Origin of the sequence: Nitrospirillum viridazoti CBAmc (assembly GCF_000730165.1) — a bacterium.
In the GTDB taxonomy this organism is placed as follows: domain Bacteria; phylum Pseudomonadota; class Alphaproteobacteria; order Azospirillales; family Azospirillaceae; genus Nitrospirillum; species Nitrospirillum viridazoti.
Map to the genome: position 1 here is coordinate 2,385,520 of NZ_CP022110.1, position 13,786 is coordinate 2,399,305.

Annotated in this window: 11 protein-coding genes; 1 reads left to right on the forward strand and 10 read right to left on the reverse strand. The window is 68.9% G+C overall.

All coding sequences use genetic code 11. The features are described from left to right. Positions 1–17: 17 nt before the first annotated feature. Positions 18–2,705, forward strand: coding sequence for a glycosyltransferase family protein (locus Y958_RS31950; RefSeq protein WP_088872003.1), 2,688 nt, complete (start codon positions 18–20; stop codon positions 2,703–2,705). Here Y958_RS31950 and Y958_RS10955 read toward each other — a convergent pair. The 10 genes from Y958_RS10955 to Y958_RS11000 all read right to left on the reverse strand — a co-directional run bounded on the left by Y958_RS10955 (position 2,702) and on the right by Y958_RS11000 (position 13,756). After that, positions 2,702–3,751 (reverse strand): hypothetical protein, encoded by a 1,050-nt coding sequence (locus Y958_RS10955; protein WP_088872004.1) that lies wholly within the window; start codon positions 3,749–3,751, stop codon positions 2,702–2,704. The genes Y958_RS31950 and Y958_RS10955 overlap by 4 nt on opposite strands. Positions 3,752–3,753: 2 nt before the next feature. Continuing rightward, positions 3,754–4,326: a septation protein A gene (locus Y958_RS10960; protein WP_088872005.1), complete on the reverse strand. Its 573-nt coding sequence runs from the start codon at positions 4,324–4,326 to the stop codon at positions 3,754–3,756. Then, on the reverse strand, positions 4,326–5,834 hold the full coding sequence (locus Y958_RS10965; protein WP_088872006.1) for an AMP nucleosidase: 1,509 nt from the start codon (positions 5,832–5,834) through the stop codon (positions 4,326–4,328). Before Y958_RS10965 ends, Y958_RS10960 begins: the two co-directional genes overlap by 1 nt. A 199-nt stretch (positions 5,835–6,033) precedes the next feature. After that, positions 6,034–7,002 carry a catalase family peroxidase gene (locus Y958_RS10970; protein ID WP_211098485.1) on the reverse strand — a complete coding sequence of 323 codons (969 nt, stop codon included), beginning with the start codon at positions 7,000–7,002 and terminating at the stop codon, positions 6,034–6,036. Between the two features lie 48 nt (positions 7,003–7,050). Beyond that, a complete protein-coding gene (ftsY, locus tag Y958_RS10975; RefSeq protein WP_326487095.1) occupies positions 7,051–8,070 on the reverse strand; it encodes a signal recognition particle-docking protein FtsY in 1,020 nt (339 codons plus the stop codon). 125 nt (positions 8,071–8,195) lie between these two features. Further along, positions 8,196–9,524 carry a tRNA (N(6)-L-threonylcarbamoyladenosine(37)-C(2))-methylthiotransferase MtaB gene (gene mtaB / locus Y958_RS10980; RefSeq protein ID WP_244909262.1) on the reverse strand — a complete coding sequence of 443 codons (1,329 nt, stop codon included), beginning with the start codon at positions 9,522–9,524 and terminating at the stop codon, positions 8,196–8,198. Then, entirely contained in the window at positions 9,521–10,366 is an 846-nt protein-coding gene (gene dapF / locus Y958_RS10985) for a diaminopimelate epimerase (RefSeq protein ID WP_088872008.1), read from the reverse strand. The genes mtaB and dapF overlap by 4 nt, the downstream gene beginning before the upstream one ends. A gap of 222 nt (positions 10,367–10,588) precedes the next feature. Continuing rightward, entirely contained in the window at positions 10,589–11,068 is a 480-nt protein-coding gene (locus Y958_RS10990; protein WP_088872009.1) for a GtrA family protein, read from the reverse strand. Between the two features lie 5 nt (positions 11,069–11,073). After that, on the reverse strand, positions 11,074–12,045 hold the full coding sequence (locus Y958_RS10995) for a glycosyltransferase family 2 protein (protein ID WP_088872010.1): 972 nt from the start codon (positions 12,043–12,045) through the stop codon (positions 11,074–11,076). A gap of 25 nt (positions 12,046–12,070) precedes the next feature. Continuing rightward, a complete protein-coding gene (locus Y958_RS11000) occupies positions 12,071–13,756 on the reverse strand; it encodes a hypothetical protein (protein WP_244909263.1) in 1,686 nt (561 codons plus the stop codon). Between the last annotated feature and the right edge of the window lie 30 nt (positions 13,757–13,786).

Sequence of the window (13,786 nt, forward strand, 5' to 3'; positions counted from 1 at the left end):
CAGCCGCAGGACCGCCAATGCCCCAGATGCCCGCAGCCGCAGGCACACCCCCTGACCGGAACAGCCGCAACGGTTTCCGCACGGCGTTCATCCTGGCGGTGCTGATGCCTGTACTGGCCAAGCTGCACCAAATCCTGCATCTGCGCCTGGCCAACCCGGCCCTGATGAACAGCGACCTGGTCACCGGACTGAACGCAGACGGGGTGTCGTCCCTGGACCCCAACGTCGGCTTCACCAGCCAGACGCTGGGGCATCGCGCGGCCCTGGACCTGCTGTCCGGCCACCTGCCCTGGTGGAACCCGTATGAAGGCGTGGGCATGCCGCTGGCGGGGGAGATGCAGTCGGCGGCGCTGTTCCCCCTGACGCCGCTGCTGGCCCTGCCGGACGGCCAGCTTTACATGCACATCACGATGCAGATCATCGCCGGCGTCTTCACCGTGCTGCTGATGCGCCGCTTGGGCACGGGCGCCCTGGCCGCCGGCACCGCCGCCCTGCTGTTCGAATTCAACGGAACCTACGCCTGGCTGGCCAATGCTGTCATCAACCCCATCTGCTTCCTGCCCATGATCCTGCTGGGGGTTGAGGATGTCCGTCTGACTGTGGTCGCCGGCCGCGAGGGGGAACGCCGGGGGGGATGGGGCTGGATCGGGCTGGGGGTGGCGCTGTCCCTGTACGCCGGCTTTCCGGAAATGGCCTATCTGGACGGGCTGCTGGCCGCCGCCTGGACCGTAGCCCGCCTGCCCGGCCTGGAACGCCGCCAAGCCGCGTCGTACCTGGCGCGCCTGGCGCTGGGCGTCGGGGCTGGCGTCCTGCTGGCCGCCCCCATCCTGATCGCCTTCCTGGGATATCTGCCGCACGCCTTCGTGGGCGCCCATGGCGGCGAAGGCTATCGTTATGTCCGCCTGGGTCAGGAACGCCTCATCACCCTGCTGATGCCCTACCTTCACGGGCGGCTGACGGACGCCACCACCCCGGACGCCGGGGTCTTCTGGGGGCGGGCCGGGGGTTATATCGGCGTGATGATGCCGGCCATGGCGGTGATGGGCCTGTGGGCGCGGCGGTGGCGCGGCCTGCGCCTGGCCTTGGGCGCCTGGTCGCTCTTCACCATCGCCACCCTCTACGGCGTGCCCGGCCTGACCCATCTGGTCACCGCCGTGCCCATGGTCACCAACAGCATCTTCACGCGCTATCTGCCGCCCTCTTTCGAATTCGCCCTGGCCATCCTGGCCGGTCTGGCCTGTCACGACCTGGCCCAGGCTGGCGACATGAGGCGATTGTGGGCCCGCCCGCTTTTCCGGAATGGGGCCGCCGCCCTGGCGCTGCTGTTGCTGGCCGCCGCCGTCCTGTCATGGGGCCGCTTCAACGATACCGCTGTCCTGTCCTGGTACCGGCTATCGATTGGCTGCACCGCGGCCTTGGCGCTTGGTGTCTGCGTCCTGGCATTCCCGCGTCTGGATGGCCGGCGCCAGGCCCTGGGCCTGGCGGCCTTCACCGTCGTGGAGGCCATCGCCCTGTTCCTGGTACCGGCGGTGTGGACGGTCAAGGCCGGCACGCTGCAGCTGGGGGGCATCCACTTCCTGCGGCAGAATTTGGGATTGCAGCGCTTTTACACCCTGGGCCCCATACAGCCCAACTACGGGTCCTTTTACGGGGTCGCCAGCCTGAACCACGACGACCTGCCCCTGCCTGCCGACTGGACGCGCTACGTCCACGACCATCTGGACGACAACACCACCGGCGTGACCTTCGGCCCCTACGGGCACCTGGACCCCAGCCGGGGCAGCCAAGCGCAAAACCTGATGCGCAACCTGGACGCCTTCCGCGAGGTGGGCGTCAAATACGTGGTCGCCCCGCCCGGGATTTCGCCCTTCGGATGGGATGCCGGCCAGGACCAGAACGACCCTGGCCACCAGCCCCTGCGCCTGGACGACGGCACGCGGGTGACGCTGGCGGTGCCGGATTACCCGGCGGGGAATGAAGTGCATGACGTCAGCGTCATGCTGGGGACCTACGGCGACAAGAGCGACGGGGTTTTGCTGGTGATGGCGTGCCGGGGCGAAGTCTGCGCCACCGGGCGCACCGATTTGGCCGCCGCCCGTGATGGCCGCTATGCCCGCATCTCCTTGGACCACCCCCTGCCGCCCGGCAGCGCGCCGGTCACCCTGGAATGGCGCAAGTCCGGCGGCACGGTGCCGGTGGTCATCTGGGCCATCCAAGGCCATGCCGACCGGCCCCGCGCCCTGGCCCTGGACGGCGCGCCCAAGCCGGGATGGGAAGCCGTGATCGGCATGGGAGCCCCCGTTCCGGCCTTCGTGGATGCGCCTGTCTATTCCGATGCCGTCATGGACATTTATGAGATGCGCCAGCCCCCGGCGCCCTATTTCCAGGCTGACGGGTGCGTGGTCGATGCCACCGTGCGCGTACAGGCGACCGTGGACTGCCCCGCGCCGGCAACGCTGACGCGGCGGGAACTCTACCTGCCGGGATGGACAGCCACCCTCAACGGCCAGGACAGCCCCGTCATGCGACAGGGAGAACTGTTCCAGCGGGTCGCCCTGCCCGCGGGCCGATCGGTGGTGAAGTTCCACTTCCACCCGCCCTTCATGCCGCTGGGATACGCTGCCTTCGCCGCCGGCTTGTTGCTGACGGCCCTGGGATGGCGGACATGGAGGGGGCGGGAGAAGGCGTCCCGCCCTGGCAGCTAGCAGGCGAAATCGCTGATCTTGCCATCACCCTCCAGATGGACCACGCACAGCCAGGTACCGCTGGCGTATCGCGCCTCATAGACATCATGGCTGACGCGGGCGTCGGGCGCGTCCTTCTTGTTCAGCGCGCGCTCGATGCTGCCGATATAGCGCAGCCCCTGCAAGGCGCCCCGCCCCGCCGCGCGGTTCGGGCGGGCCAGCAGCTTACTCAGGCGGGGCAGCAGGTTGGGGGTGTAGAGGCCGGGGGTCAGCTGGCCGCTGTCCCAGTCGGCCAGGGCCTGGCGCAGAGCCGCCAGGCTGGGCGGGGCCGCGTCCGCCGGCGGTTCGAAGTGCACGCCGCGCGCCGGCACCTGCGCCGTCACCGGCAGGAAGCCCGCCAGCCGGCCGTTGGCCTGACCGGTGAAGGATAGTTGCTGCCCCGCTGCTCCCTCGACCTCGGCATCGACATGGAAGGCGATGCCGCCCGCCAGGCTCCATGACAGGCTGAGGTGGCGTTCTTCCAGCTCCCCCTCCCCCACCGAGTCCAGCAGGGGGCAATAGGCCCGCAGGCGGTCGCGCGTCTGCTCGAACCGGCAGATGTGGGTGTCGTTCTCATAGCGCTTGTAGAAGGCTGAATCGCCCAGCCCGAAGGTGGAGCGGGCGGTGATCTTCCAATAGCCGCTGACGTCCAAGGGCGTCACCACCACCTCCTGGATGCCGGTGTCCGGGGGCGGCGCGAAGGGCCCAGCCGCCGTGGCCGGCGCAGATTGGGCGGAGTGGGACTGTGTGGAGTGGGACTGGGTGGACCGGGATTGGGCGGCGGCCGGCCGCTTGCCCGTCGTCGCGGCGGATGGGGCGCCAGGGACCGGCGTGGCGTCCGGCGCGATTTGGGGATCGGCCCCGTCGGCACCGGCCTGGCGGGGGCCCTCCACCGGCGGCAGCACCACCCCATCGGCGGGGCCGCCCAGATGATGCAGGGCGGTGCCGTGTTCCTGGGCATTGTTGCTGGCGCAGGCCGCCAGGCCCAGCATCAGCGCCACCGCCAGACCGCTCCGCCGCTTCCGCATCCTTACGCTCCGCCGCCCTTGTCGCCCGCCTCGCCCCCGGCTTCCGGCACCTGATGCTTCAGGATGAGGGGCACCTGCGCCATGCTGAACAGCACGAACAGCGGGATGACGACGAAGGATTTGTAGGCCACCCACTGGTCGGTGGTCAGGAAGCGCCACGCCACCTCGTTGGCGCCGGCCAGCACCAGGAAGAAGGCCATCCAGCGCACGGTCAGGCGGCGCCAGCCGTCCTGGTCCAGATCCACACCCACCAGCACCTGGGCCAGCAGGTTGCGGCGCAGGGCCACGCCCACGGCCAGGGCCAGAGCGAACAGCAGGTAGATGATGGTGGCCTTCACCTTGATGAACGTCTCATCGTTCAGCCACAGGGTCAGGCCGCCGAACACCAGCACGAAGCCGCAGGTGACGAGCGGCATCAGCGGCCACTTGCCATCCAGCTTGCGATAGATGGGCAGGGCCACCACCGCCGCCACCATGAAGGCGGCGGTGGCGACCATGATCCCACCGTTGGCGTTGGCCACAAAGAAGACGACCAACGGGCCCCATTCCAGGAGCAGACGGATCAGCTGCGACATTACTGGAACGCCGCCTCGACGAAGCTGCGCAGCTTGCGGCTGTGCAGGCGTTCCAGCCCGTTCTCCCGCATCAGCTCCATGGCCAGCATGCCGATGGCCAGGTGCTGGTCCACCCGGGCGCGGTAGAAGTGGTTGGCCATGCCCGGCAGCTTCAGCTCGCCATGCAGCGGCTTGTCCGACACGCACAGCAAGGTGCCGTAGGGCACGCGGAAGCGGAAGCCGTTGGCGGCGATGGTGGCCGATTCCATGTCCAGCGCGATGGCGCGGCTCTGGCTGAAGCGCTGCACCGGCTCGCGGTAGTCGCGCAGTTCCCAGTTGCGGTTGTCGATGGTGGCGACCGTGCCGGTGCGCATGAGGCTCTTCAGCTCCCAGCCTTCCAGCCCGGTCACGTGGCCCACTGCCTTTTCCAGGGCCACCTGCACCTCGGCCAGGGGCGGCACGGGGATCCAGGTGGGCAGGTCGGCGTCCAGCACCTTGTCCTCGCGCACATAGCCGTGGGCGAGAACGTAGTCGCCCAGGCGCTGCGTCTCACGCAGGCCGGCGCAGTGGCCCAGCATCAGCCAGACGTGGGGCCGCAGCACGGCGATGTGGTCGGTGATGGTCTTGGCGTTGCTGGGGCCCACGCCGATGTTGACGATGGTGATGCCGTTCCCGTCCGCCCGCTTCAGGTGATAGGCGGGCATCTGGGGCAGGCGCTTGACGCGCTCTCCCTCATTGGCCCGGCCAGGCTCCAGCGCCTGGTTGAAGGTCACGTGGTCACCGGGCTCGACGAAGGCCACGTATTGTGAACGGTAGGCCTGCACCTCGGGATCGTCCGACGGCTGCATGGTCTCCAGCCCCCGGCGCACGAACTCGTCGATGTAGAATTGGTAGTTGGTGAACAGCACGTAGTTCTGGAAATGGTCCGGCGCCGTGGCGGAATAGTGCTTCAGCCGGTGCAGGCTGTAGTCGACCCGCGGGCCGGTGAACAGAGCCAGCGGTTCAGGCGAGCCCGGCGGGCATTCGTAGGTGCCATTGACGATGCTGTCGTCCATGACCGCCAGATCAGGCAGGTCGAAGACCTCGCGCAGCTTGCGCAAATGTTCCGGCGGCAGGTCCCCTTCCACGTGCATGCCTTCCGGGAAGGCGAACTGGATGGGGATGGGCATGTCGCTCACCCCCACCTCGATGCTGGTGGTGTGGTTGCGCAGCAGCTGCTGGAACTGGTGGCGGTAGTAATGGGCGTAGAGGTCGGGCCGCGTCAGCGTGGTGCGGTAGGTGCCGGGACCGGAAACGAAGCCATAGGCCAGGCGGCTGTCCACCCGGGGCTCATGGTCCACCGTCACCTGCACGAACGGGTAGAAACGCCGCACCCGGCCGGTGAAACTCTCGCCCCTGGCGTAATCCTGGAAGCGGGCCCGCAAATGCCCGACCGCGTCGTTGTACAGCGCCAGCACATGGGTGAAGGCGGCATCCGCGTCGGTGAAGGTAACGACCTTGTCAGCCTGCAGGGAAACCGGTGCGTTCAATCGGAAAACTCCTCTTTTATTCTGGGGTCCTTCCCGCCTGCGGCCGGATTGCCGTCGGCGGACCCCTTCGTCAGCAAAGTCTTTTAAAAAATAGAAAAGCCGCACCGGGCTTTCCCCGTGTGCGGCTTCATCCTTCATAGTTGGTCAAGGACCGGGCCTCTGTCAAGCGCACCCTGATGACGGTTGCGCGGCGGAACACTCAGCCATCCTCCCCCAGGCGCCGGCGGAAAGAGGCGCCGTAGATGGGGGTGCGGGCGTCGACCATGGGGTCGGCGGGTTCGATGCCGGCGGGCAGGCGTCCGGGCAGGAACAACAGGGTGCGCTGCTGGAAGTCCTGGTCGGACGCGATACCGGTCAGGGTCAGCGTGCCCAGGTCGACCTGCCACCGCGCCTCCGGCCAGGCGACGGTGGCGTCATCGACCCTGTCGCCGGTCTCCGCCACCTGCAGCATCAGGCGGAAGCGCGCCGGGCCCTGGGCCAGCCGCCGCGCCATCTCCGCCGCCAGATAGTCGGCCGGCCGGCCCGCCGCCTCGGCGGGGGTTAGCAGCGCCTGCCCCGCCTCCGGCACCAGACGGTAGCGACCGGTCGTCACCTGGCCCTGGGCGTTGGTGAAGCGGAGGGCGTTGACGGCGAAATAACCCAGGGTGGCGTAGCTGGCGGGGATGGGCTTGGGCAACGCCTCGAAGGCGCGGGCCGCCGGGTGGCTGGCCAGGAAGGCGGGAAGGGTGCGCGCGGCCGCCGCCTGGACCATGGCCAGGAAATCAGCCGTTGTCGCTACCGGGAAGCCGTCCACAGAATGGGCGACGATGTCGGTGTCGGTGCCGTCGGCCAGATGGAACTTCAGCGCCATTCCACGAGGGCTGGCCATGGCGTCGCCATCCGCCTGGGTGGGGACGCCGGTGAAGTTGGAGAAGCGGATGGTGACAGGCGTCGGACCCGCCTGGAAGTGCGGCGCCCGGCTGACGCCGGCGGCGTCCGGGGACGGGACGAAGGTTCCCTCCACCACCAGGCCCTTGGCATGAACGGCGCGGGCACCTGGCTGATGGCCACCGAAGGCCTGGTCCAAAGCATCCAAGGTCGCCTGGGGATCGACGGGCTGGGCCATGGCCGGGGAAGAGATGGCGGCCATCAGGCCAGCCAGCGCAGCACACCGCGTCAAACGCCGCATCCTTACCCCCTCCCCCATGCCGTCGTTGCGGCCGTTCAGACGCTCACCTCATCGCCCGTCGTCCAGCCCCACCAAGGAAGCCGCGAAGGACTGGGCGTCGAAGGGGCGCAGATCGTCGATGCCCTCGCCCACGCCGATGGCGTGGACCGGCAGGCCGAACTTCTGCGCCAGCGAGACCAGCACACCGCCGCGGGCGGAGCCATCCAGCTTGGTCAGGATCAGACCGTTGACCGACACCATTTCCTTGAACACCTCCACCTGCGAATGGGCGTTCTGGCCGGTGGTGGCGTCCAGGGTCAGCAGGGTGGTGTGGGGAGCGGTGGGGTCCACCTTCTTGATGACGCGCACGATCTTGCGCAGCTCATCCATCAGGCCCTGCTTGTTCTGCAGGCGGCCGGCGGTGTCGATCAGCAGCACGTCGGCGCCGGCGGCTCGTGCCTTCTCCAGCGCCTCATAGGCCAGGCCGGCGGCGTCCGCCCCCGTCTCCTTGGCCACCACGGGGGCACCGGTGCGCTCACCCCAAATCTGCAGCTGGCTGACGGCAGCGGCGCGGAAGGTGTCGCCAGCGGCCAGCCACACGGTCTTGCCGGCGGCGCGCAGTTCCCGCGCGTACTTGCCGATGGTGGTGGTCTTGCCGGTGCCGTTCACCCCCACCACCAGCACCACGTGGGGCTTGTGGTTGCCGTCCAGCACCAGGGGCCGGGCGACAGGGGCCAGCACCTTGCCGATTTCATCCGCCAGGAAGCGCTTCACCTCGTCGGGCGAAACCTCTTTGCCGAAGCGGCTCTTGGCCAGGTCGCCGGTGACCCGGGCGGCCATGGCGGGCCCCAGGTCCGCCTGGATCAGCAGCTCCTCCAGCTCCTCCAGCGTCTCATCATCCAGCTTGCGCTTGGTGAAGATGCCGCCGATGCCGTCGGTCAGCCGGGTGGTGGACTTGGACAGGCCCCGGCGCAGGCGCGACAGCCAGTTGCCCTGCGGAGCTTCCTCCACCGGCGCCGTCGGGACGGCGTCCAGGACCAGGGCGGACTTGGGCGCCGTGATGGGCGCCACCACCGGCTCCTCAGCCATCTCAGGTGGCGCCGGAGATTGTTCCGGTGGCGAAACAAGCTCGACGGCGACTGGAATTTCAGGCGTGGGGGGAACGACGGCCGGGGCTTCGGCGGCGGGCTTCTTACGCTTGATCCAATCGAACATTAGCAGCAACCCATCAGCATGTCGCCATCCAGCCCGGCAATGCGGGCGTCCACGAGCGTGCCCGGCGCGAAATCGCGATCCAGCCGCACCTCGGCGAATTGTTCGGTACGGCCGACGCGGCCCTTCTCCACCAGCACCGTGACGATGCGCCCCTGCTGGCTGGCCAGGTGCCGGCGCACCGCCACCTCGCCCGCCGCGCGCAGCAGGGCCGCCCGTTCCTTGCGCACCGCCTTGTCCACCTGGGGCATACGGGCAGCCGGCGTGCCGGGGCGCGGACTGTAGGGGAAGACGTGCAGCCAGGTCAGGCCGCAGTCGGCCACGGCGTCCAGGGTGTTCTGGAACATCGCGTCGGTTTCCGTGGGGAAACCGGCGATGAGGTCGGCGCCGAACACCATGTCGGGCCGCAGGTCGCGCGCGCGCTGGCAGAAGGCCACGGCGTCGGCGCGGCTGTGGCGCCGCTTCATGCGCTTCAGCACCATGTCGTCGCCGGCCTGCAGGCTGACATGCAGGTGGGGCATCAGGCGCGGCTCCTCGGCGATCAGGCGCCACAGGTCGTCGTCGATTTCCACCGGGTCCAGCGAGGATAGGCGCAGGCGCGGAAGCTCCGGCACCAGGGCCAGCAGCCGGCGGATCATCTGGCCCAGGGTGGGCGCGCCCGGCAGGTCGGGGCCGTAGCTGGTGACGTCCACGCCGGTCAGCACCACCTCGCGGTAGCCCTGATCCACCAGGGTGCGCACCTGGGTCACGATCTCCCCCATGGGGACGGAGCGGGAATTGCCCCGGCCATAGGGGATGATGCAGAAGGTGCAGCGGTGGTCGCAGCCGTTCTGCACCTGGATGAAGGCGCGGGCGCGGCCCTCCATGCCCTGGATCAGGTGGCTGGCGGTCTCGCGCACCGACATAATGTCGTTGACGATCACCCGCTCCGCCTGGCCGGCGCCGAAGCTGGTCCAGCTGTCGGCCTTCAGCTTCAGATCGTTGCCCAGCACTTGGTCCACCTCGGGCATGGCGGCGAAGGTGCCGGGGTTGACCTGGGCGGCGCAGCCGGTGACGACGATGCGGGTGTCCGGATTCTCGCGCCGGGCCTTGCGGATGGCCTGGCGCGCCTGGCGCTCGGCTTCCGAAGTGACGGCGCAGGTGTTGAAGATCAGCACCGGGCCCAGGCCGGCGGCGCGCGCGTGGTCGCGCATCACCTCGGATTCATAGGCGTTCAGGCGGCAGCCGAAGGTGACGACCTGCGGCCCGCCGGCCTCGCCGGAAATCTCCGGGCCGGAGCCTTCCTGGCGGTGCTCGTGCCCATGATCAGTGTCAGCGTGCTCGGCACTCATCGTCCGGCGCCTGCCAGCAAGGCGTCATCCAACTCGCCGCTGAACGCCGTGGCCACCGGCCCGGTCATCAGCACATGGCCATCCTCGCGCCACTCGATGGTCAGGGTGCCGCCATCCATGACGATGTCGGCCTTGCGCCCGGTCAGGCCCCGCCGGGCGGCGGCCACCAGGGTGGCGCAGGCGCCGGAGCCGCAGGCCAAGGTGATGCCGGCCCCGCGTTCCCACACCCGCATGCGGACGCGGCCGGGAGCCACGACGGTGGCGACCTCGATATTGGCGCGCTCGGGGAAGGCGGTGTGGTGTTCCAGCTGCGGCCCCCATTGGGGCAGATCCACCGCCTCCGCATCGTCCACGAAGAAGACGGCGTGAGGGTTGCCCATGTTGACCGCGCAGGGGTTGGACAGCGGCCCGGCGGCCACGTCCAGCGACAGGGTGTCGGCCGGCTCGGCCAGCGGGATCTGCCGCCAATCCAGGCGGGCGGGGCCCATGTCGACCGTCACCGTGCCATCGGCATGGCGGACGGCGGGCAGCAGGCCACTGATGGTTTCCACCGTCAATCGGTCCCGGCCGGCCCCCTCGGCCGCCACCAGCGAGGCGACGCACCGCGTGGCGTTGCCGCAGGCGCCGGACTCGCTGCCGTCCGGGTTCAGGACGCGCATGAAGACATCGGCGCCGGCCGATTGCGGCGGTTCCAAAATGATGATCTGGTCGCAGCCGACGCCGAAGCGGCGGTCAGCCAGGACGCGCGCCTGCGCGCCCGTCAAGGACAGGGGGGTGTGGCGGGCGTCCAGAACGACGAAGTCGTTGCCCAGCCCGTGCATCTTGAGAAACCGGCGCGCCATGATGCCCGGTTATATGGCGACGATCCGCCCCCTGTCCATGGGTGTGCCCGGCAGGGCGGTTCTGTGTGTTTCGGGTGCCTCGTTCATGCGCCTCAAGCGCCGGCGGGGCATGCGCCCCTTGGCTGTCCTCGGTTTCCAGTCCACTTCGTTCCCCGGAAACCTCCGGCGGCCGCGGTCGCGGCCTACGGCATGAGCACGCTCATGCCGCTTGGTCGTTTCGCTTCAGGCCCCGGGCGCCTTGTGGCCGAACACCAGCATCTTGGACAGGACGAAGTTGAAGCCCATGCCGGCCAGGGAGCCGGCGCCCTTGGCGCCATAAGGCCACAGCGCGGGCAGCCACGGCAGCAGGGTCACCGCGAAGGCGGGCGCGTCCAGCCAGACGATGAGGTTGTAGGTCGCGAGGTTGACTACGCCGCCAACGGCGTTGGCCGCCAGGAACTTGGCCCACTGGCGTATTGCCCCCCGCCGGCTGGCGCCAGTGAAGGTGAACTGCCGGTTCATCCACCAGGTGAAGGTGGCGGCCACGAAGTACGAGAAGAAGCCAGCGCTGTGCTTGTCCAGGCCTAAGGGGTTCAGGGCCACCCACAGCGCCCCCATGTCCACGAACAGGCCGGCCACGCCGATAAGGGCGAAGGACATGACCTCCGCCTTCACGTGTTTCGGCTTGCCCTCTGGCAGATCGCCCTTTGGCAGATCGGTCACGCCGCTCAGCCCCGGCCCAGCGGGGCAAAATCCGCCGCCGGAATCTCCAGGTAGCGCAGGCGCTTCATTTCACGCCGGCCGCGGGTGACCGTGTCCAGGATCAGGCCGCAGGTCAGCGACAGGAAGGCCAGGGTCATGAGGCCGGTGGCCAGCACCGCCGTGGGCAGGCGCGGCACCAAGCCCGTCTCCACGAAGGTGATGAAGATGGGAATGCTCAGGATGATCGACAGTAGCGCCAGCAGGATGGCGGCGACGCCGAAGAACAGCATGGGCCGTTCCTCCTTCACCAGCTTGGTGATCATCCACAGGATGCGCATGCCGTCCTTGTAGGTGGACAGCTTGCTGACCGACCCGGGCGGGCGGTCCTTGTAGGGGGTCTCCACCTCCGCGATGGGCATGCGCAGTTCCAGCGCGTGCACCGTCAGCTCCGTCTCCGTCTCGAAGCCGCCGGCCAGCGCCGGGAAAGACTTCACGAAACGGCGGGAAAAGACGCGGTAGCCCGACAGCATGTCGTTGGTGCGCTTGCCGAAAATGAAGGTCACCAGTCCGGTCAGCAGCATGTTGCCGAAGCGGTGGCCCGGGCGGTAGGCGGCCTCGATCTCCGTCACGCGGGCGCCGTTCACCATGTCCAGCTGCTCGGTCACCAACCGGTCGACCAGGGCCGGGGCGCTGGCGGCGTGGTAGGTGTCGTCGCCGTCGACCATGACATACACGTCCGCCTCGATGTCGGCGAACATGCGGCGGACCACGTTGCCCTTGCCCTGCAGCGGCTCGGTCCGCACGACGGCACCGGCGGCGCGGGCCACCTCCACGGTGCGGTCCTTGGAATTGTTGTCGTAGACGTAGACGGTCGCGTCCGGCAGGGCCGCCTTGAAATCGGCGACCACCTTGGCGATGGCGGCTTCCTCGTTATAGCAGGGCACCAGCACGGCCACGGTGGGTTTGCGGCCGGGCAGAGAGGCGGTGGTGTCGACCATCGCGCGTAATCCTTGGAAATAGGCGTTAGTTCACGGGGTTCATATCATGGCCGGCCGCAGGTTGCAGCGGTATGATGCGGCACAACATCATCGGCTCGTCCAATGTCGAGGTGACAGGCTGGCAGGGCTCCCCGGCGCCCTTGAGGCCATAGCGTGGCAAAATCTGGTCCATCGTCCACGTCTCCCAATGCGCCAGCAGCAGGTAGAAGTCATCGCCGTTGGCGATGCCCTGATCGATGCGCTGGCGCATCTGGCGGTTCAGCAGGATGTCGCCCTGGTCCGGATGAATGAAATAGCTCTGCAGCCGCAGGAAGGGGATCTGCGGCGGGAAGCCGGGGATGAGGAAGCTGGTGGGGGCGTAGCCGGTCATCAGGATGACGGTGTGGTCCGGCCGGGGAAGGACGGGCGCCTGCACCTCGGACACCTTGGCGCTGAAGGGCCGGTCACCCCAGGGCACGCGGGCCCAGGTGCCCGACTGGCCGGTGGCGGTCAGCAGCAGCAGCAGGGCGGCAGTGACCGCGCCCCGCGCCCGGGCCGGCGCCGGCCACAGGGCCACGGCCGCCAGGACCAGCACGGGGGCCAGCATCTCCAGCGGGATCAGGTAGCGGTAGATGGCGAACAGCTTCAGCCACACCAGGTAGCTCAAGCTGCCGGCCAGCAGAAGGTAGCGCCGGGCGCGGGCGGGTCCTGAGGTGTCCACCAAGGGCCCCTCGGCCGCGAACTGCCCGCGCAGCCAGCGGACCAGCGCCATCAGGCCGGTCAGCAGCAGCGCGACATAGGCGGCCAGCACGCGGTAATCGCGGAAGATGATCTCGCCCACCAGCTTGGGATCCAGGGCCCAGGCGAAGGGGAACAGGGCGGCGGCCACGGGGCCCTTGGGGATGAACTTGTCATCGCGGTAGGGGTCGGGCGTGCCCCAGGGGGAGTGGAAGACGTTGTTGAAGTAGGGGAACAGCGGGTTCTGGAAGTGGCTCCACAGGAACCACATCCAGTGGCCGGAGAAGATCGCCATGCCGGCCAGCACGCCCACCCCGAAGAAGAAGGCCAGGAGCAGGCGGCGCCAGGGCGTGCCGCCGGCCGCCAGGAAGGCGGCGCAGGTGCCCACGGCGAAGACGATGGTGGGCTGTTTCAGCCCCACCCCGCTGCCTACCAGCAGGCCCGCCAGCGCCGCGCGGCGGAAAGCCGGGCCATGGGGCGCGCTCCAAGCCGCCCCTTCCCCGCCAATGGCCACCAGGATGCCGCCCAGGACGAACAGGCTGATGACGTTGTCGTAGAAGGTGGTGCCCAGCAAGCCGACCTGGCCGCCCCCGACCATGCCGCAGACAGCGACGGCCAGGGCCACCAGGGCGCGGCGGCGTTCCGGCGTCGCTGAACGCTGCACCGTCCAGGCCAGGCCGTACAGCAGCACCAGGTTGGCGCCCTGAATGCTGCCCAATAGGAATTCCACCACCCGGGCGGGCAGCACCTGGGCGGCCATGAAGAAGGGCAGGTCCAGCGTGGGGTTGTAGAAGCTGGCCACCTGGGCCGGCGCCACATCCATGCCCCAGCGCCCGGTCAGGAAGGCGTAGGCGTTGTACCAATGATAGTTGCGCAAATCCCAATTGCCGTCCTGGCCCAGCAGCACGGCCCACAGGCCGAACAGGAAGGGGCCCGCCAGCAGCAGGCTGAGCGCCAGGCGGCGGGCGGAACGGTCTTGTGTGGGCAGCAGCATGGGCGTCCGGCAGGCAGGAATTGGCGGGCG